Below are 18415 nucleotides of genomic sequence, written 5' to 3' on the forward strand. Positions count from 1 at the left end.
AGGTGCTTCTCACCTTCGCGAACGACTTCTGCCATTTATTCATTCACATATGGAATCGTTAATGGGCCGAGCGGGAGGACGGCGACCGTCATCTGCTCTCCGTATTTTTGCTTTAGTTGCTCGAGCGTTTGTTCAATGCTATTGGTCGGCGTGAGCATCGCGTCGGCCACATCCTGCTCGGACAGCGTTGAATAGACATAGACATCAGCCCATACTTGGATTACGGCCTGCTTTTGCACTTGCCATTGGTCAAACATTTTAAACTCGGGATCATTAATCATATCAAGAATTTCCTGCGGGCTTTTGCGCATCTTCAAAATCTCGCCGAAGTTGCCGTGATTCGGCAGCCCGTCCGCGCATTCCGACGCGCAAATAATCGTTCCGCCTTTCTTGACAATCTTATGGGCAGCACTCATCCCTTTTACAGCCTGATAAAGATTCTGATCGAGCGGATAGCCGGAATTTGAGGTAATGACTACATCAAAACGTTCCGGGCATTCAATCATCGTATGCTCCTTCACGTACGCACATCCGGCGTCGTGGGCTTCATATAGTTCACCGGCAAACACATTTGTAATTTCCTTTTCTTTATTTAACGTGACATTAAGCATAAAGTCAGGCTTGCAGAGGCTGTTTACCTCGCGCGTCATATCCTGGACAGGGTTATTTGTCATGTTCCCCCAGGTGGACAACGGGTCACCGATCATTCTTGCGTTATGAAAGGTCATGATCGTTTCGATCCCGGCGATGCCCGGCATAATTCCTTTTGGTCCACCTGAGAAGCCGGCAAAAAAGTGCGGCTCAATAAAGCCGGTGACAATTTTGAAATCGGCCTCGACGTATTCCTTGTTTAAATACACATCACAGCCAAAGCGGCTTTCTCCGACCTTTTTCAAGCTCTCTTTATCATGGCAGTGATTGTTAATGATGCGGATATTATCAACGACCCATTGCCCAAGCATTTGGACGAACTCTTCCTCTGTTTGGTCGCGATGCGTGCCCGTGCCATTAATCACAACAAAGTTCTCAAGCGGCACATGGGAAAGCTCTTTAATCAGCCACGGGACGAGCTTCTCATTTGGTGTTGGACGTGTAATATCGCTAATAACGATCGCCACTTTATCCGTTTCTTTGACCATCTCACGAAGCGGCGCCGTCCCGATCGGATTGCGTAAGGCTGACAAAACAGCGGCCTCATCATCCTCGAGCTTAGGTATATCCTTCGGCTCCACGATTGTTGCTTCATCGGGCACAGTGATAGTCAACCCTTGTTTTCCGTACAATAATGTCGTTTCCATCATAAATCCCTCGTCTTTCATTATGTTGTTTTTCTTGTCTCACTTTAATATGGCGAAATCCCCTGAAGTGTTATCCACCTCAGGGGCTGCCACCAATAAGGGCGCTTATCCCTTTCTTCACCTGTTATTATTCTACTCTTGCTTACCATCAATTCCTTTACTTCGTTGATATTTATCCATCAGAATAACGGCAATTGGGCAGAGGACAGCTGTCGTAAGAGTCGCCAAGGAAATTTGAGCTGTCGCAATATTAACAATATCATGATAACTTTGCGCTTCCGCAGCCGACATCATCCCTGAGTTAGCGGCGACTGTGGCCGCGGCCGCAATTGCCGCAGGTGTCGCCGCCGCGTTCCCTGCCGTTGACGCTTCAGCGACCGGAGCAATTTGGCTCTTTTCTTTAAATAGCTTGAAGACGAGAATACCTACTCCCCCTGTCAGAACGACTGTCATAACACCAAGTAAAACCCCTGCTCCGACAACATCCGGATTAAAGAAGTTTGCCAGGTTCATTCCGGCTCCCAAAGCAAAAGCGAAGAACGGTACTGGTAGCAACTCTCCCGGACGTAAGAAATCACGGATTTCAGGATCGAGATTCCCAAGTAACATCCCAATACCAATTGGTAACAGTACAGCGATGAAGGCAATAACAGGGAAACTTGACCCCATCATTCCAAGCGCCATCAGCGTTAGAAACGGCCCATCATTCAAAGAAAGAACTGACACCGCGCCAACATCTGATCTGTTTCCATATTGTCCAGTTAAAGCAGCATACATCCCGCCATTTCCATTCGTCATTGCCGCAATAATTGCGATTGTGGATAGGCCGAGCAGACCATTCATTGGATCAAAGAAATAACCAAAGAGTAAACCGACGGCAAGACCTGTTAAGTACTTAGACGTCGTAAGCAAAATTCCTTTTTTTAATGCTCTTCCACCGACGCGCAAGTCCATCTGGCTTCCGGCACAAAACAGGAAGAGACCAATCAACGTCAATGCTCCTGTTTTAAACAGTTCTTCGGTAAAGCCACCGATCATCAGCATTTCATAGTTACCATCCGCATTCGGCGCCGCACCCAGCGCTTGAAGAATATTCATAATAAACGGGATATGCATCTGATCAATAGTATTAATCAGTGCCCCAAGCATCAAAGGGACAACCATCAGCCCACCCGGTACTTTTTCAATTGATTGTTTAATTCTCATCTTTCTCACTCCTGTCTTCTTAATTATTGATTGGGATACATCGTCCGTATCACTTGCTCCGCTTTTTGCTGGAGCAGCTGTTCAGCCTTGTTCATCGCATCAGCCAGTGACATCGGTCCATTGACGATACTGTGCACGCTTTGAATCCCGTACTGGTAAAGCTCCTCGATGCCTTTTCCAATTGAACCGGCAAAGGCAACTGTCGGAATCCCGTGCTTCTGCGCCGCCTGGGCGACCCCCATCGGTGTTTTCCCTGAGGCTGTCTGATAATCAATCTGCCCTTCGCCAGTTATCACGACATCGGCTCCGGCAAGCGCTTCCTCTAGTCCGGTATATTCAATGACAATGTCGATTCCCCGTCTCATTTCCGCGGAAAAGAACGCCTGAAACGCTCCGCCAATCCCGCCTGCCGCTCCTGCACCGGCCTTGTTATGAAGGGCGATCCCTGTTTGGGCTTCGACAAGATCAGCCCAGTGAGACAGCTTTTTATCGAGAATCTCCACCATCTCAGGTGTCGCTCCTTTTTGCGGGCCAAATATGTGAGACGCTCCCGTTGGACCAATGAGCGGATTCTGAACATCACAGGCCAGCAGAAAAGTTGAATCTGTAATTCGCTCGTCAAACTCCCGGTCGTCTATCGTAGCAATTTGATCCAGCTCGCCGCCGCCAAAACCGACCTCATGACCATCCTTCGTTAAAAGCTTCATCCCGAGCGCCTGCAGCATGCCACTACCGCCATCATTCGTCGCGCTTCCTCCCACCGCTAAAATAAATTCACGGCAGCCGGCATCGAGCGCAGCTTTAATGAGCTGACCCGTGCCGAATGTAGTCGCTTTCATCGGATCCCTTCGTTCGGGAGGGATAAGATATAAACCGGACGCATCGGCCATTTCAATGACACATGTCCTTCCGTCCCCAAGCTGACCGTACGCGGCGCGGACTGGATCTCCTAAAGGCCCTGTTACTTCAAGCTCAACTTTTTTTCCACCTGTGGCCGCGACAAGGCTGTCCATCGTGCCCTCTCCTCCATCGGCGACAGGAATTAATACAGTTTCCGCCTCCGGGAGATACTGTTTAATGCCTTTTTCAATTGCTTTGGCGGCTCCCATCGCGGAAACGCTGCCTTTAAATGAATCCGGCGCGACAATGACTTTCATCTCTCCACCCCCACAGAAGATAACGCTTTCAAAGATTTGACTTTATATTCAAATTACTTTCCTCTTGATTAGTTTTCATTATACAGCGTTTACATCAATAAATCTTCGTGTTCTGTGCACAAAAAAAAGTCGTTTTTTGTTGTCTTTTTTAGGCGAAACACCTAAAATGAAATGGCTAGAAACATCCGAAGCCATTGAAAAACTTCCTTTTTCGCAATTTAAAGAAGAGTAATGGCTCCGCGTTGCGCCTTGCTTCGACAAACCCATTCGTAGCCAGGCTTTCAAAATCAGGCAACGGCTACGCTCATTACGAAAAAAGCTGCTGCAAAAGTGAAAATCGTACTTTTTCAGCAGCTTTGAAACATCCGAGGTGGTTACTGTGCTAACAAAGGAAATCGCAGAAGAAATCGTTAAAGAAACGATGGATCGTTTAAAGCGGAACATTAACATCATTGATCCTGATGGTATCATTATCGCTTCGGGAGACCCAAGCCGGGTTGGTCTTTTCCACGCCGGCGGTCTACAGGTGATTAAAACCGGACAGCCATTGGTCATTACAGCGGAAAATGAAAAAAACCTTCCCGGCAGTAAAACCGGCATTAATCTCCCGATCGAATTCCAGCACGCTATCGTCGGGGCGATCGGCATTACCGGGCAAAAAGAGGATGTCGAGGAATTTGGTGATTTAGTAAAAATGACAACCGAGCTGATGATCAAACAGGCTTCGATGGCCTCAAAACAGGAATGGCAGCAGCGCTTGAAGGAAGACACCTTCACCGCCCTGCTCAATCCTCCAATAAATGCGGAGCCGATCGAGCAACAGCTTAAGCAATTAGCGATTCAGCTTCATGCGCCGTACCATGTTTTTTTGATTGACTTGCAGCAGGAGAAGCTGGCTGATACAACTATTTTGAAGCAGATTGAGCAAATCATCTATCCGGATCGTTCACTCGTCGGCTTCCATGAGGGGAGCAAAATATTCGCGCTTACCTCGGGCTATACGCCGCAGCGCTTACGAAAAAAGCTGCAAGCCGTGAAGGAGATGCTGACAAAAGCCAATGTCCGCTGCCAGATCGGCTACGGCACACCTGCTGAGCAACTTGAAGCGGTCGCAATTTCCTTCAAAGAAGCAGAGCTTGCCCTCCGGATTCGCACGGGCTCCAAAACATTCGTCTCCTATGAGGACATTGAAACAGAGGCGCTGATCTACCAGCTCGATCAGCTGACAAAATCCCGTTTTCTGACGCGGGTGTTTCCGCAGCTCACGCCAAAAACGAAGGAAACATTGCAAACGTTCTTTCAATACAATCTGAACATAACCGAAACAGCGCAAGCCCTCTTCGTTCACCGCAACACGCTGATGTATCGGCTAAAGCGAATAAAAGAAAAAACAGGCTACGATCCACAGCTATTTGCCGATGCCGTTACGCTGCAAATCGCGATTTGGATCGCCGCTCATCTCGAAGAAGAAAAGATGTAACGATGCGAATACGAGTGGATAGCCAAACGGCGACCCACTCGTTATTTTATGCTTTCTTCCCCCGCTTCAAAATGAGGCTGATGAGATAAAGAACAGGCGGAAGAAAAAAGAGTTTGAATATCGCTCCGTTCCCCACCAGCAAAATGTAAAGACAAAGCGGTAAAGAAAGCAAGAACGCCGCCAGCATCAGGTTTCCATTCCCTTTTATCGTTCCATACAACCCGCCAAAGCCTGGCAATAACAGAAATAACACGACATTTCTAACAAAGCTTCCATCATCATGCCGCAGCCCGCTGACCAGCAAGAACAGTGAAAGACCTATCAAAACGAGCGAAGCGACAACGCCAAACCGTTTAAACATTATTCTCCCCCTTGCTTTCATCTTCAGGCTCTCATTTTCACTTTCCCGTTTAACCGGATGGGAATACGGGCATGTAAATACTAATTTCCGAGAGAAGGAGTGTCGATCAAATGCTGGCCTTAACAAATCAGGGAAAAGGGAAAGTTGAAGTAAAAAAAGTAGATGATCCTGCTATTGAAAAGCCGGATGATATGATTATTAAAATAACGTCAACGTCGATTTGTGGATCTGATCTTCATTTATATCATAGCTCGATTCCATTGAGCAAAGATTATATTATCGGTCATGAACCGATGGGAATTGTCGAAGAAGTCGGACCGGACGTGAAGAACGTTAAAAAAGGGGATCGGGTCGTGATGAAGCTGCTGAAAAAGTACGATTTCCACTTTTCCAGCAGCTTTTTAGTAATGAGCGTAGCCGTTGCCTGATTTTGAAAGCCTTGCTACGAGTGGGTTTCTCGTAGCAAGGCGCGCAACGCGCGGAGCCATTACACTTCTTCGAGTTACGGAAAAAGAGGTTTTTCAGTGGCCTCGGTCGTGATCCCGTTTAATGTAAGCTGCGGCGAATGTCATTTTTGCCAAAATCAAATGGAAAGTCAATGTGATCATTCGAATCCGCACAAAGATAGCGGCGCCTACTTCGGCTATTCCGAGATGTTTGGAAATTATCCGGGCGGGCAGGCGGAATACATGCGCGTTCCTTATGCCGACTTTACTTCATTTGTTGTGCCGGAGAGCAGTGAGCTCGAAGATGAAAGCCTGCTTTTTATCTCGGACGTGATGCCTACCGCCTATTGGAGCGTCGAGGATGTCAAGCCCGGAGACACGGTGATTATCCTCGGAAGCGGGCCGATTGGCCTGATGACCCAGAAGTTCGCCTGGCTGAAAGGAGCGAAGCGGGTCATTGCCGTCGACCATGTTTCCTACCGGCTTGAGCACGCCAAACGAACAAACAATGTCGAGACTTATAACTTCAAAGACTATAAAGATATCGGCAAGCACCTGCACGAGATCACGAAAGGGGGAGCCGAAGTCGTGATCGACTGTGTCGGGATGGACGGCGATGTTTCGCTGAAGGAACATTTAAAAACGCTGACCGGACAGGTCGGTTCTATTGATCCGATTATTACCGCCGCCCACTCGGTGAAAAAATTCGGCACGATCCAACTGACCGGCGTTTACGGGGCTCCGGCCACAGCATATCCGCTGCACTCGATCTTTTCACGCAATATTACAGTAAAAGCAGGGCAGGCCCCGGTGATCCATTACATGCCGGAGCTCTATCAAATGGTTGAAAAAGGCACAATCGATCCGACCGACATTATTACCCATAAAGAAAGCCTAAAAGATGCCGCTGCTGCTTACGACATCTTCGATAAGAAAAAAGATAACTGTATTAAAGTTGTGTTAAAGCCTTAATTCACTCACAAAAAACCTGTCTCAAAAGGGCGAACCGCCATGGGACAGGTTTTTTGTGCTGGATAAAATCCGCCAAGTTGAAAAAAATAGTAGTATCACTTTTTTAGGAGGATCAAAGCGATGGAAGAACAATGCTTTTATTGTGATGATACATTTGAAGACAGCTATCATCATGGCTTATTCATTTACCAGAACGAGCATGTCGACAAAGCTCTTTGCCCCCACTGCTACAGCGAATGGCTGGAAGGAATCAAGGAGTAACCAACTCGATACGATGAGTAGCCGCTTTTCCTTTTTAAACGATGAAATCAAATCCTTTTTTCCGGACTTCATCAATGATATCCGGTAACACGGCAGCTGTTTGCGGCAGTTCATGGAGTAAAATGATCGAGCCATCCTTTATAGGGCTGACGACGTTGTCGTTTATCTTCTCAGGCTGCTCCTTAAGCTGCCAATCATAGGAGCTGATTTCCCACATAACCGGAAGCAAGCTAAGCTCCTCAAGGATGTCCATCGTCTCCTCGTTAAACTGCCCGAATGGCGGGCGAAAATGCCTGATCGTTTCCCCGGTGACCGCTTCAAGCTGCTTGACACTCGTTTTGATTTGCTTGTATTGCTGCTCTCTCGTTAATTTGCACAGGTTCTGATGCTTGTGCGAGTGGGAGCCGATAATATGCCCTTCGTCAATCACCCGTTCCCACGGTCTTGCCTCGTAGAACGTCCGCGTTAGCCAAAAGAACATCGCCGGAGCTTCCCGTTCCGCTAAAATATCCAATATCCTTATGAGATGGCGGCCTGGACCGTCGTCAAAGGTCAGAACCACTTTCTTCCTCGTCGGGGTCAGTTGATTTCGATTTGTCAGCCACCTGTCATCCTGCAGATCGTACACGACCTGATCTGTCACTACTCATGGTGTACACATCGTTTACCACCTCACGATCTTTCCCTTTATTATACAGCAAGTATCCCTCAATCATCCTGCCTTACCCCTTTTTATCCGGCACTATTTTTGCTTAAATAAAGAGAAAGAACGGTAGAGAGAAAGGATGAAGAAGATGCAAGCCACATTTCAATTGAAGACAACAGCACGCGATCAAATGATTGATATCACTGACCGAATCAGTGAATGGTTGCGCGACAACAATGTAAAGGAAGGAATCGTCGTCGTCTCCTCGCTCCACACGACAGCCGGAATCACCGTCAACGAGAATGCCGATCCCGATGTCAAAACAGATATGTTGCGCCGCTTTGAGGAAATCTACCCGTGGCACCACCCCAAGGATCGCCACGCCGAAGGAAACACCGCCGCCCACCTAAAAACGAGCACGGTCGGTCACGCCCAAACATTGATTCTCTCCCAAGGCCAGCTCCTCCTCGGCACATGGCAGGGCGTCTACTTCTGCGAATTCGACGGACCAAGAACGCGCTCCTTTGTCGTCAAGGTGATTGCTGGATAAATGCGGAGCGGAGACATCTTTACAATTTTTCTAAAGAATGAATTCCACCCTTTTATTTGATTTATCAAGAGTACGCGAGTAAGACGTTCAAAAATCAATAAGGGAGGCAACCTTCCGCAGGTTCCTCCCTTATTTTCGACTATCGTCTTATACCGTCAGCATCTTCTCCAAGTGCTTGATCGTCGGCGTCAAATTAACGAGGAAATAGGCTTCCCGCAGACGGCGGGCCTCCGGACTGTTGCTCAGGTAGGCCGCTCCACCGCCATGAAGCATCGCTGTATGAACCGCCTCGATCGTTAAAGTGGCGGTTCGTTTGCGGAGCGGGAGCAGGGCATCCCAGCGGAGACCGCGGGATGCCAGTTGGGCGACCTCTGTTTGCAGCTCTTCCAGCTCGGCCTGAATCGCTTCCGGCTGCAGCGGCAAAAACTGATTGCAGCCTCCCTGCCGGCTTCGATAGCGCTCAATCGAAGCAAGAGCGGCCTTCGTTACGCCGAAGCCAAGCGGAATTTGATAGGCGAGAAAGTCCGGCCGAATCTGTTTAATAAACGAATCGGCGTCCTCTGCGAGAACATCCTCCTCCGAAATAAACACGTCATCAAAGTGGCAGGCATAGGTACCGCTGCCGTTAATGCCGAGATAATTTGTTTTCGCTTTTCGTGTCAGACCATCAGCCGCACATGAGACAAACAGCATCACCCTTTGATCCGCGTTCACTTCAGCAATCGCCCCGAACCAATGCGTCTGATCGAGATTGGAAACCGATGGCAGCGTTCCATTGACGACATAGCCGCCATCAACCTTTGCCGCCTGCAAATGCAGCGTCTCCAGCCCGGCATAATATTTCATCGGATTGGAAAGTCCCGTGCCGGCAAGCGTGCTGCCACTTTCCAGACGCGACAGCATTCTCTTTTTCAGCTTATCATTTTCGCTCTTTCGCATATAGGTGAGCGCAGCTAAATGGCACCAAATCAGAAAGCCTGTCGTCATGCAAAAGCGCGATGCTTCGGCTACGACGTCAAGCTCTCGCTGAAGATAAGCGGAGGAAGCTGCTCCTTCCGAAGAAAAATACCCCTCCTCACCCAATCGCGTTAACAGCTCCTTTGGATAAAAACCGGCATCAATTGACCGGACCTGAGGTTTAAGCTCCTTCTCGAACAAATCGGTAAGGCGTTGCTGAATGTTTGTCATCACGGCTTCCTGGTCCTCCTTTAATTTTACTGATCTGAGGCGATTTCCGTTATCGCGTCAATCGGTGCCTTAACGGCTTGACGCGCTCTTTTTACAGCCTCATCATCCGGTGCATCATAGAAGCAAAGGCATTTTGTCATATCCTCGCATACATACGTTCTTGAAAAAGAAACCTCCGGAACTTCCGCATAATGAACAGAATTCGCTTTTTTCCGGGCCAAATACCCTTCCATTGTCAAGTCTTCCGGCAAGTTCCATTCCACTAAATAATTGATTTTGTCCTTTTGCTTTTTCACTTCTTCCAAGTCCTGCCCGACAATTCGCACTTCTTTGACAAGTGACGGAACGATACCGGCATCGCTTAGGTTTTGCGTAAGCGTCCCTTCTTCCGCCGCTTCGAAAATAAAGAATGCTCTGTTGAAGTCCTTGGCGACTTGAACTTCAATTAGCTCCTGCCCGCTATCGTCTTCTCTCAATGCCTCTACTTTCCCTTCAAAAGCCGCCTTATTTTGCAGCTCCTCACTCAACTGTGATTCCACTAAATATAACGCCATCATCCAGTCCTCCCTTGAAAGATTGATAGTCATTCGATCGCATCGAACGCTAATGTAATTTTATTATATTAAGTATTAAAAAACAACTTACTTGATTGTGTGGTATACTAGGACTGCTTCTCATAAGAAAAACGTCCAAGATGTCAACTTTAGCAAAGGAGTCTGATGAAAGTGAAAGAGCGTTATAAATTACCTTGCAACATCGCGCAAACATTAAATATTGTCGGCGACCGCTGGACACTGCTTGTCATTCATGAGATCCTCATCGGTCATTCCACCTTTAATGAAATCAAGAAAAACCTTGAAGGCATTTCCTCCAACCTCCTGTCAGACCGGCTGAAGCATTTAGAGGAGGTCGGCCTGATTGAGTCGACCGTCTATTCCAAGCATCCGCCCCGTTACCAGTATACCTTGACTGAAAGCGGACAGGATTTGGAGGATGTCTTTCACGCTTTCGTCCTCTGGGGCAGCAAGCATCTTGAAACCTGTTATAAAAAACTGGTTCACACACGCTGCCAGCATGAAGTCGAACTGCTTTATTACTGTCCTTCATGCAAGCAGCATGTAGACAAAGACGAACTCCAGGCAGTGCCAATTGAACCGGAAAGCCAGGCAAATCAGGCTTAGCCCTGAACGCCCCATTGTCTGCCAACCCAGCGTTCAAACAAGCCAATCGCTTTATCAAGCAACAGCCCGAGCACCCCGATAAAGATTATTCCGGCGAGTACGAGGTCAAGATCAAGCGCATTGCGTGAATCAATGATGAGATAGCCAAGCCCCGACTGCGCACCGATCATTTCTCCGGCGACAAGGAAAATCCACGCCGTTCCAACGGCGATATGCAGGCCATTGGCAATGTACGGAAATGCCGCCGGAAAAATGATTTTAAACAGCTGGGCCGGCTGCTTCATCTCCAAATTCTCGGCAATCTTTAAATAAGTCGGATCGATTTTTTTCACGGCGGACACCGTTGAAAGCAGCACCGGAAAGAAGGCAGCGATAAAAATAATGACAATCGCCGGCATATTCCCAATCCCGAACCAGAGCACGATGAACGGCGCCCAGGCAACCGGAGCGACAGGACGGAGCACCTGGATGACCGGATCGACAATCGCCCACACCTTTGGTGAACGGCCAAGGATTAATCCGAGAACGACAGCGACCACGACCGCCGTCAAATACCCGCTCAAAAACCGGAACATGCTGATTTGGACATGGGTGAATAATGTTCCATCGCTAACCAAGGCGACGATCCCTTTGCCGACTGCCAGTGGCGGTGGCAATAATGCTTCAGGGTAGCCACCGATCCAAATGACCAGCTGCCAAACGACCAGCACGAGAATAAACGCTATCGTAAAATACTTCATCGTCTTCAATGCTCTCACCTTCTTCACATCGCTTCTTCAAAAAATGACTGGTCAACAAACTCCTCGTATGTCGGCGGGTTCTCAGACAGTCCCATCTCGACTAAGCGCTGGCGCAAATACTCGTAATCTTCCTGATCGATTCGCAGATTATCATAAGAAATCCAGCCAAGCGACAGCGTCAATACTTCCTCATCAACATTTAAGAACTGCTTAAACGGATCCTCATGCTCGTCATGGGTATGCACATCATAAGCTTCGGCTTTCTTCCCGGCTTCAATGTAGCCTGTCACAAAGGTTTGCGCAAATTCAGGCTGCTGTTCGATAAAGTCGCTGCGAAGCACAAGCACGCAGCACAACGAATTGGCTCGGATTTCATTTGACTGAAAAAGCACCTTCCCTGTGTTCAGACTGACGCCAAGCGCGCCGAACGGCTCGGCGACAATGTAGCTTGAGATGCGCCCTTCCGATAGAGCTGCCGGCATCTCAGCCGGAGGCATTTCAACCGGATTCACGTCCTCATATGTTAAGCCGGCATTTTGCAGCATTTCATCAAGCAAAAGATTATGAGCGGACAGCGTATGAGGAATCGCGACCGTAGCCCCTTTCAAATCAGCAACCTCCTCGACATCGTGCGAGACCACAACAGCGTTCCCGTCACGATGACCGAGCGCGACAGCCTTTAAATCAATCCCTTTTTCACGCGCCTTCATCGCCAGCTCGAACAGCACCGAAGCGCCATCAATCCGTCCTGTGTTTAAAGCGTCCATCAATTCAATCCACGAGCCGAAGCGAATCAGCTCAATTCGCCCGCCATTCAAATACTGATCCTCAAACTGCTTTTCAAAATAAAGAGGTGCCGCATGTGTAATCGGCAAATAGCCGATCCGGATCACCTTCTCCTCAGGCGGCGCTCCGCCCCCGCAAGAGGAAAGGATCACAGTCAAAGCGAGCATCAGGCTCGCCCACGTTCTTTTCTCCCGATTCATGTTCTCACACTCCACACTTAAATATTAAATTCCAAGGTTGCCCCGTCCTTCGAAAAATGAAAGGAATCCAGAATCAGCTTGCGATAATATTGAAAGTCACTATGGCTCCTGTCCCGCGGGACAGGCAGGTTAATTTCAAGGGTTTGCTTAATTCGGCCGGGATGAGCATCCATAATCAGAATGCGGTCCGACAAATAAATCGCTTCATCAATGTCATGTGTGACAAGCACAATATTGTTTTTCTCCTGCTCACGGATGCGCAACAGCTCATCCTGCAAATAATAGCGGTTAAATGTATCCAAAGCGGCAAACGGCTCATCCATCAGGATCAGCTCCGGCCGGATCGCCAACGCCCTGGCAATCGCCACGCGCTGCTGCATCCCGCCAGACAGCTGTGCCGGGAAACGATCCTTGCTCTCCTCAAGACCTACGAGCTTAATAGAATCAAGGGCGCGCTCCCTTCTTTCTGTCGGAGAAAGCGATTTTTCCGGCTCCAGCCCAAGCTCGACATTTTTCAGAACCGTGCGCCACGGCAGCAGTCCGTAATGCTGAAAAAGCATGATCGCCCTCCGGCTCGGCTTCTTCACCTCTTCCCCATCAAAATAGACGCTGCCTTCAGACGGGCTGTCAAAGCCACCGATCAAATTAAGCAATGTACTTTTTCCGCACCCGCTTTTCCCGAGTACAGATACAAATTCGCCTTTCTTCATCGTAAAGGAGATATTCGAGAGCACTCTGATCGTCTTTCCCTGAGCAGAAAATTCCTTCCCAACCTCGTTAAGCTCGACAAACGCCTCTGCCTTCAATGTCACAAACCCCTCTCTTCACGCTATATAGGTTAATTCCTATAAAAATAATATGAATAATAAGTTTATTTTAGTATACAAAGTGGAAAAAATCAATCTAATTATCAACAAAGCAAAAATCTTATCTTGCTTACACAAAAAAGCCGCTGCCATGGCGGCTGCGGCGTGAGTTATTTTTATCTTTTAAGACTTTACGTCGACTTAAATCCAGTGCCATGTCGCCAGTTATTTCAGATTCATGGCAGCATGGAATTTTTTCAAGCTCTTTCAGGTTTATTCAATACAGTCAATGATCAGCAAAGACTCCTTCAATCGTTTCTTCTGCTTCTTTACTGTTCTCTTCCATGTCCGTTACACCGCTTGTCGCTTTTTCTGTTTCATTTGTAAATGTAGCAAACGTAAACATCGATAAAGCTCCGAAAATGAGAATTACGAAAAGAATCATGACAATAAGCTTTTTCAATAATTGTCCCCTCCCGTGACACAGCTGTCACTTTCTTCGATAACGTCCTCAACCATATGACGAATATCAGGCGATTAGGGTTTCCACTTATGTGAAAGACGTTATCGTCGAGCCCTATCCTTCGAAAGCATTGTAGGTTATCTACACCCCCCACCTCATCTTTACATAATTAAAACAAGCTTAATATCAGCGAAATTATCGAACCGATTTTCCTTATAAGCTGTCATTGAAAAAGTCAAAACACCTTATTTCTCAGCATTTCTTCTCACTTTTACGTTCCTTCACTTTAATTTAACGCCACCTTAACCAACTTTATATGAAACTAGTTTAATATAAGCCCCAAGGAGTGATGCACATGGTGACGATGAATGATGTTGCCAAACAAGCTGGTGTCTCCAAGAGCACAGTATCCAATGTTTTCAGTAAAAAACGACCGATCAGCAAGGAGGTGAGCGAACACGTTTTACAAGTAGCCAGACAGTTGAACTATAAGCCGAATTATTTCGCGAGAAGCTTAACGACACGGGAAACAAGAATTATCGGCTTGAATATGCGTGGCGATAAGGCAAAATTCAGCCAATTCCATTTATCACTGATCAACGGCGTTCTGCGCCAATGCTACGAGCGCGGATACCGGCTGTTAATCAATACGTTGGCGGAAAAATATGCAAACCGGGTCGAATTTCAATCATCGGACCCCGTTGACGGTGAGATTTTGCTTGATCCGATTGAGAAGGACCCAAGAATTGAAGAATGTCTTGAAAAAAACCTTCCGATGGTCGTCATTGGCCGGACAGCAAGGGAATACAGCGCCAAGGTAGCGACCGTCGATAACGATAATGTCGAAGCGTCCGCACGCGTGACGGAGCATTTAGTCCGCCTCGGACATCGGCATATCCTGTTGCTGAATGCCGCCAAAAAACGTACTGTTTCGATTGACCGCGAAGCCGGATTCAAAAAAATCATGCTCACTACATATCCAGACGTCGACCATCATTTCATCTGCTACAAGGCGGGGGAAGAAACGGCGATCGACTACGGCTATGAGCGGACGTTGGACATGCTGCGAAACAACCCGGACATCTCGGCTGTAATTGCCGATACGGACAAAGTCGCGCTCGGGGTGTATAAAGCGGCGGCTGAATTAGGGCGAGTGATTCCCGACGATTTGTCGGTGATGGCCTTTAGTGATGAGCCTGTCTTCTTATCGGAGTTTTCCCCGGCGCTTTCCAGTATGAAGCTCAATTCCGAGTTGCTAGGAATCGAAGCAGCCAATACGTTGATTGACCAAATTGAAGCCGACTCCCCTTCCGTTAAAAGGACGACGATTGCGACTGATCTGATCTTGCGCGCTTCTACCGCAAAAAAATAAACGATTACATGATAGGAGGACCCTATGAAAAATTTAATGGTAAAACTATTGCTTGCCGCATTGTTAATGACGTTGCTGGCAGCCTGTCAGCAAACGTCGACTGCCGATGAGTCAGGAGAAGAAACGGACGCAGAGCAAGAGGAAAAAACATTACGCATCCTGACGAGTGTCGTTGGCGGAAAAACACCTGAGGAACACGCTGAATTTGAAAAGGAAATTGAACGTTTGACAGGGATTAGCGTCACCATTGAAAAAGTACCGACTGATTACGATCAGCGCCTGCTTACCTCAATGTCGGCCGGTGAACAGTATGACCTTGTCTATATGACAAAGCCGATGATGGATGTGCTCGTTGACCAAGGGGCGCTGACAGAGCTCACTCAATCGATCCAGGATTCCGAGATTCTCTCCGACCCGACGGTCATTCCAACGGAAGAATGGGAGCTAATTACGTACGACGACGGTAAAATCTATAGTGTTTTCAACAAGTTTGAAGGCGGAACGATGCCGCTTATCCGGCAGGACTGGCTTGAAGCTTTAGGGCTTGAGGAACCGACAACGCTTGATGACTACTACCAAGTGCTGAAGGCCTTTACCGAACAGGATCCAAACGGGACTGGACAGGATGACACGTACGGCTTAACGACTGCCGGTCTTTACGACATTCAAGGGTTTATGAGCGCGGCGGGCGTGAAGGCGCGTTATGTGATTGAGGATGATGGCTCGCGGACGATTCCGTACGCAACGGAGGCGGCGATTCCGGTGTATGAATGGTTTGCTAAGCTTTACGAGGAAGGAATTCTCGACCCGAACTTCGCGACAAATGACAGTGGTAACATGCAAGAGCTGTTCCTCTCCGACCGTGTTGGAGTCGTCACATATTGGGATGCATGGGTCGGGCTCTTTAACAACATCCGTTTGAACGATGACCCGAATACGAGCTTTATGGCCAAAGGACTGCCTGGTGCGCCTGATGAAAATGGGGAATTCATGCTGCGCCGTGGTGACCCGAGTGTATGGGCGATCCCAGTTAACGCCGAGCATCCAGAAACCGCGCTTGAGTTTCTTGAGTTCTGGCATACTCCGGAGGGTAATACGGTCAGTACGTTGGGCGTTAAAGACCTGCATTACACAGTAGATGAAAACGGGGAATATGAATTAACCGAATTAGGTGAGATCGCCAATATGGATCACGGTGTCGTCTTCCCGAATAACACGAATTGGGAAAACCCGTTCGGCACGCTGCCTGGGGTTGAAGAGGCGCAGGCGATTATTATCGAGCATGCTCAGCCGGAAGTCTCAACTGCCGATTGGCCACAGGCCGAGAAAATCGTCGAGCGCTACGTGTTCGCAGCGATTACCGGCGACATGCCGGCCCCAGAAGCGGTGGAAAGAATGCATGGCGAGCTGCTCGCAGCTGATCTGATTGACAACTAAACAGCTATGAAATGAAACGAAACAAACAGCAGTACGGCCCTGTCGTAAATGAGCAGCCGGAGGTGCTTTTCATCATGCCGCTTCCGGCTGTTGTTCCTGCTGTTATTCAAATGCAGGAGGACGATTGGCATGCTTTTTAAACGTCATTTTACTCTTTATATCATGATGATTCCGATCTTTATCTATTTTCTTTTATTCGCATATTACCCGCTGGTTCGCGGATTTTTGATCAGCTTACAAGATTTCAGGCTGATCGGCGACCGACCCTTTATCGGCTTCCAGAATTACGTCACCGTGCTGCAGGACCCTCAATTCTGGCTCGTGATGAAAAACACCGTTCTGATCGGCGGCGGCATCTTAATCATCGGCTTTGCGTTCCCAATCATTGTCGCCATCGCGATTAATGAACTGACGAAACAATTCCTGAAAAAGTTTACGCAAACGATCATCTATCTCCCCCATTTGTTTTCCTGGGTCATTGTCGGCGGCATTTGGATCTTTATCCTTTCACCGGATGGGGGCCTTGTCAATGAATTATTAAAATGGTTTCAGCTGGAGCCGGTGCAATTTTTAACCCAGGAGCAATACGCCCGCCCGGTGATGATCTTCACGGCCATCTGGAAGGAAATGGGCTACATCTGCATCATCTATTTAGCGGCGATCGTCGGCATCAATCCGTCGCTTTATGAGTCAGCGCGAATCGATGGGGCTAATTTCTGGCATGAAACCCGTTATATTACGCTGCCGCAGCTGATACCCACGATGAAAATCGTCCTAATGCTGAACATTATGTCCGTTCTGAAAATCTTTGATCAAATTTTTATGATGAGCAATCCGGCGATTGCCCACAAGGTAGATGTCATTATGATGTACACCTATGAAAAAGGAATTTTGCAATTTCAAATGGGTGTCGCTTCGGCTGCTGCTTATTTAGTTATTCTAGCAACATTTCTACTAACGATTGTCACGCGTATTCTCATTCGCTATGACAAGGAGGATTGAGCTTCTTGAATCGAGGAATAGCTTTTCGACTTATCAATGGATTTTTTTTAACCGTGCTTGTCCTGACGATGCTGCTGCCTGTCCTGAATACGCTGGCGATTTCGCTGTCCACCAGCCTGGCATCGATGTCCCCTGGTGTGAAGCTTTGGCCGCGAGAGTTCAGCCTTGAAGGCTATACAACCGTCTGGAGCCGGATCGAGCTGTGGCGTCCTTTTCTGAACAACTCAATTGTAACGATTTTCGGTACGTTTTTTCACGTTTTCCTGGCGGCGATTGCCGGCTATGTCCTGATTCAACGTGACTTACCGGGAAGAAAGCTGATGACGACCTTTATTATTGTAACGATGATTATCCCGGCTGAGGCGATTATGATTCCGCTGTATATCGTTAATCGTGACCTCGGCCTTTTAAATACACTGGCCTCCCTCGTGATCTCTGGTCTCGTTTCCGGCTTCAGCATTCTTTTAATGAGAAATTACTTCCTCAGTGTGCCGAAATCGTTGGCAGAAGCAGCCAATATTGATGGAGCCGGTCATATTCGCATCCTGTTTTTGATTTACTTGCCTTTGTCCTTACCGGGTCTGGCGACGGTGACCTTGTTTGAATTTGTGAGCAGATGGAATCAATTTCTCCCGGCGCTCCTTTATATTACGGACTCAAGTAAATATACATTGCAGGTTGCCTTGCGTTCGCTCATTTTGCAGTCGGATGCTTCATCCAGCAGCTATTTTTTAACACCGAATATTCGCATGGCCGGAATTATGATTGCACTCATTCCGTTGCTGATCATCTATCCGTTTATCCAGAAATATTTCGTCAAAGGGATTATGTCAGGTTCAACGAAAGAATAGGAGGACGACGTG

The 18415-nt window shown here is 47.9% G+C and carries 20 protein-coding genes and 2 pseudogenes; 11 read left to right on the forward strand and 11 right to left on the reverse strand.

Going from position 1 to position 18415, the window contains the following annotated elements; genetic code table 11:
- Positions 1–35: 35 nt before the first annotated feature.
- The 3 genes from larA to M3212_RS07035 form a co-directional block, all read right to left on the reverse strand.
- Entirely contained in the window at positions 36–1298 is a 1263-nt protein-coding gene (gene larA, locus M3212_RS07025) for a nickel-dependent lactate racemase (RefSeq protein WP_251193249.1), read from the reverse strand.
- 132 nt (positions 1299–1430) lie between these two features.
- Complete coding sequence (locus M3212_RS07030) at positions 1431–2504, reverse strand: 2-keto-3-deoxygluconate permease (RefSeq protein ID WP_251193250.1); 1074 nt, start codon at positions 2502–2504, stop codon at positions 1431–1433.
- A 23-nt stretch (positions 2505–2527) separates the two neighbouring features.
- A complete protein-coding gene (locus M3212_RS07035) occupies positions 2528–3661 on the reverse strand; it encodes a glycerate kinase (RefSeq protein ID WP_251193251.1) in 1134 nt (377 codons plus the stop codon).
- A 379-nt stretch (positions 3662–4040) separates the two neighbouring features.
- Here M3212_RS07035 and M3212_RS07040 point away from each other — a divergent pair, with 379 nt between their 5' ends.
- Complete coding sequence (locus tag M3212_RS07040) at positions 4041–5141, forward strand: CdaR family transcriptional regulator (protein WP_251193252.1); 1101 nt, start codon at positions 4041–4043, stop codon at positions 5139–5141.
- A 46-nt stretch (positions 5142–5187) separates the two neighbouring features.
- Here M3212_RS07040 and M3212_RS07045 read toward each other — a convergent pair whose 3' ends face one another.
- Positions 5188–5502, reverse strand: a complete 315-nt coding sequence (locus M3212_RS07045) for a hypothetical protein (RefSeq protein ID WP_251193253.1) — start codon at positions 5500–5502, stop codon at positions 5188–5190.
- Between the two features lie 110 nt (positions 5503–5612).
- Between M3212_RS07045 and M3212_RS07050 the strand changes: the two are divergent.
- From M3212_RS07050 to M3212_RS07060, 3 genes and pseudogenes are all read left to right on the forward strand, one after another.
- Positions 5613–5861 (forward strand): annotated as a pseudogene (locus tag M3212_RS07050) (alcohol dehydrogenase catalytic domain-containing protein); the annotation flags it as partial.
- A gap of 174 nt (positions 5862–6035) precedes the next feature.
- Positions 6036–6920, forward strand: a pseudogene (locus tag M3212_RS07055) (zinc-binding dehydrogenase); the annotation flags it as partial.
- 120 nt (positions 6921–7040) lie between these two features.
- The gene (locus tag M3212_RS07060) at positions 7041–7181 is read left to right on the forward strand and encodes a hypothetical protein (protein ID WP_251193254.1); all 141 of its coding nucleotides are present in this window, start codon (positions 7041–7043) and stop codon (positions 7179–7181) included.
- 34 nt (positions 7182–7215) lie between these two features.
- Here M3212_RS07060 and M3212_RS07065 read toward each other — a convergent pair whose 3' ends face one another.
- Positions 7216–7824 carry a polysaccharide deacetylase family protein gene (locus M3212_RS07065; protein ID WP_251193255.1) on the reverse strand — a complete coding sequence of 203 codons (609 nt, stop codon included), beginning with the start codon at positions 7822–7824 and terminating at the stop codon, positions 7216–7218.
- A gap of 151 nt (positions 7825–7975) precedes the next feature.
- On the opposite strand from M3212_RS07065, the gene M3212_RS07070 reads away from it, so the two are divergent.
- A complete protein-coding gene (locus M3212_RS07070) occupies positions 7976–8377 on the forward strand; it encodes a secondary thiamine-phosphate synthase enzyme YjbQ (RefSeq protein WP_251193386.1) in 402 nt (133 codons plus the stop codon).
- Between the two features lie 147 nt (positions 8378–8524).
- On the opposite strand, the gene M3212_RS07075 is transcribed toward M3212_RS07070, so the two are convergent.
- Both M3212_RS07075 and M3212_RS07080 read right to left on the reverse strand, forming a co-directional pair.
- A complete protein-coding gene (locus M3212_RS07075) occupies positions 8525–9565 on the reverse strand; it encodes an acyl-CoA dehydrogenase family protein (protein ID WP_251193256.1) in 1041 nt (346 codons plus the stop codon).
- A 26-nt stretch (positions 9566–9591) separates the two neighbouring features.
- Positions 9592–10119: a DUF4242 domain-containing protein gene (locus M3212_RS07080; protein ID WP_251193387.1), complete on the reverse strand. Its 528-nt coding sequence runs from the start codon at positions 10117–10119 to the stop codon at positions 9592–9594.
- A gap of 171 nt (positions 10120–10290) precedes the next feature.
- Here M3212_RS07080 and M3212_RS07085 point away from each other — a divergent pair, with 171 nt between their 5' ends.
- Positions 10291–10746 (forward strand): winged helix-turn-helix transcriptional regulator, encoded by a 456-nt coding sequence (locus M3212_RS07085; RefSeq protein ID WP_251193257.1) that lies wholly within the window; start codon positions 10291–10293, stop codon positions 10744–10746.
- Here M3212_RS07085 and M3212_RS07090 read toward each other — a convergent pair.
- From M3212_RS07090 to M3212_RS07105, 4 genes are all read right to left on the reverse strand, one after another.
- Positions 10743–11486, reverse strand: coding sequence for an ABC transporter permease (locus tag M3212_RS07090; RefSeq protein WP_251193388.1), 744 nt, complete (start codon positions 11484–11486; stop codon positions 10743–10745). The two genes, M3212_RS07085 and M3212_RS07090, sit on opposite strands and share 4 nt — an antisense overlap.
- A gap of 23 nt (positions 11487–11509) precedes the next feature.
- Positions 11510–12472 (reverse strand): ABC transporter substrate-binding protein, encoded by a 963-nt coding sequence (locus M3212_RS07095; RefSeq protein WP_251193258.1) that lies wholly within the window; start codon positions 12470–12472, stop codon positions 11510–11512.
- A gap of 17 nt (positions 12473–12489) precedes the next feature.
- Complete coding sequence (locus M3212_RS07100) at positions 12490–13278, reverse strand: ABC transporter ATP-binding protein (protein ID WP_251193389.1); 789 nt, start codon at positions 13276–13278, stop codon at positions 12490–12492.
- Between the two features lie 286 nt (positions 13279–13564).
- Positions 13565–13741: a hypothetical protein gene (locus M3212_RS07105; RefSeq protein WP_251193259.1), complete on the reverse strand. Its 177-nt coding sequence runs from the start codon at positions 13739–13741 to the stop codon at positions 13565–13567.
- 355 nt (positions 13742–14096) lie between these two features.
- Here M3212_RS07105 and M3212_RS07110 point away from each other — a divergent pair, with 355 nt between their 5' ends.
- Genes M3212_RS07110 through M3212_RS07125 form a run of 5 tightly spaced genes read left to right on the forward strand, consistent with a single transcriptional unit; the run spans position 14097 to position 18403 of the window.
- Complete coding sequence (locus M3212_RS07110) at positions 14097–15113, forward strand: LacI family DNA-binding transcriptional regulator (protein ID WP_251193260.1); 1017 nt, start codon at positions 14097–14099, stop codon at positions 15111–15113.
- Between the two features lie 24 nt (positions 15114–15137).
- Complete coding sequence (locus M3212_RS07115) at positions 15138–16550, forward strand: extracellular solute-binding protein (RefSeq protein ID WP_251193261.1); 1413 nt, start codon at positions 15138–15140, stop codon at positions 16548–16550.
- 11 nt (positions 16551–16561) lie between these two features.
- Entirely contained in the window at positions 16562–16690 is a 129-nt protein-coding gene (locus M3212_RS22040; RefSeq protein ID WP_285874126.1) for a hypothetical protein, read from the forward strand.
- The gene (locus tag M3212_RS07120) at positions 16680–17552 is read left to right on the forward strand and encodes an ABC transporter permease subunit (protein WP_251193262.1); all 873 of its coding nucleotides are present in this window, start codon (positions 16680–16682) and stop codon (positions 17550–17552) included. The genes M3212_RS22040 and M3212_RS07120 overlap by 11 nt, the downstream gene beginning before the upstream one ends.
- Before the next feature lie 5 nt (positions 17553–17557).
- Positions 17558–18403, forward strand: coding sequence for a carbohydrate ABC transporter permease (locus tag M3212_RS07125; protein ID WP_251193263.1), 846 nt, complete (start codon positions 17558–17560; stop codon positions 18401–18403).
- The last annotated feature ends 12 nt before the right edge of the window (positions 18404–18415 follow it).

Origin of the sequence: Halalkalibacter oceani (genome assembly GCF_023715705.1) — a bacterium.
In the GTDB taxonomy this organism is placed as follows: Bacteria; Bacillota; Bacilli; order Bacillales; family Bacillaceae_D; genus Halalkalibacter; species Halalkalibacter oceani_A.

What these genes read in the sequence shown, in the direction of transcription:
- M3212_RS07120 (WP_251193262.1), top strand. Translation starts at nt 16,680, where the DNA reads ATGCTTTTTAAACGTCATTTTACTCTTTATATCATGATGATTCCGATC.
- M3212_RS07070 (WP_251193386.1), top strand. Translation starts at nt 7,976, where the DNA reads ATGCAAGCCACATTTCAATTGAAGACAACAGCACGCGATCAAATGATT.
- M3212_RS07080 (WP_251193387.1), bottom strand. Translation starts at nt 10,119, where the DNA reads ATGGCGTTATATTTAGTGGAATCACAGTTGAGTGAGGAGCTGCAAAAT.
- M3212_RS07030 (WP_251193250.1), bottom strand. Translation starts at nt 2,504, where the DNA reads ATGAGAATTAAACAATCAATTGAAAAAGTACCGGGTGGGCTGATGGTT.
- larA (WP_251193249.1), bottom strand. Translation starts at nt 1,298, where the DNA reads ATGGAAACGACATTATTGTACGGAAAACAAGGGTTGACTATCACTGTG.
- M3212_RS07090 (WP_251193388.1), bottom strand. Translation starts at nt 11,486, where the DNA reads ATGAAGTATTTTACGATAGCGTTTATTCTCGTGCTGGTCGTTTGGCAG.
- M3212_RS07095 (WP_251193258.1), bottom strand. Translation starts at nt 12,472, where the DNA reads ATGAATCGGGAGAAAAGAACGTGGGCGAGCCTGATGCTCGCTTTGACT.
- M3212_RS07045 (WP_251193253.1), bottom strand. Translation starts at nt 5,502, where the DNA reads ATGTTTAAACGGTTTGGCGTTGTCGCTTCGCTCGTTTTGATAGGTCTT.
- M3212_RS07115 (WP_251193261.1), top strand. Translation starts at nt 15,138, where the DNA reads ATGAAAAATTTAATGGTAAAACTATTGCTTGCCGCATTGTTAATGACG.
- M3212_RS22040 (WP_285874126.1), top strand. Translation starts at nt 16,562, where the DNA reads ATGAAACGAAACAAACAGCAGTACGGCCCTGTCGTAAATGAGCAGCCG.
- M3212_RS07060 (WP_251193254.1), top strand. Translation starts at nt 7,041, where the DNA reads ATGGAAGAACAATGCTTTTATTGTGATGATACATTTGAAGACAGCTAT.
- M3212_RS07035 (WP_251193251.1), bottom strand. Translation starts at nt 3,661, where the DNA reads ATGAAAGTCATTGTCGCGCCGGATTCATTTAAAGGCAGCGTTTCCGCG.
- M3212_RS07110 (WP_251193260.1), top strand. Translation starts at nt 14,097, where the DNA reads ATGGTGACGATGAATGATGTTGCCAAACAAGCTGGTGTCTCCAAGAGC.
- M3212_RS07075 (WP_251193256.1), bottom strand. Translation starts at nt 9,565, where the DNA reads ATGACAAACATTCAGCAACGCCTTACCGATTTGTTCGAGAAGGAGCTT.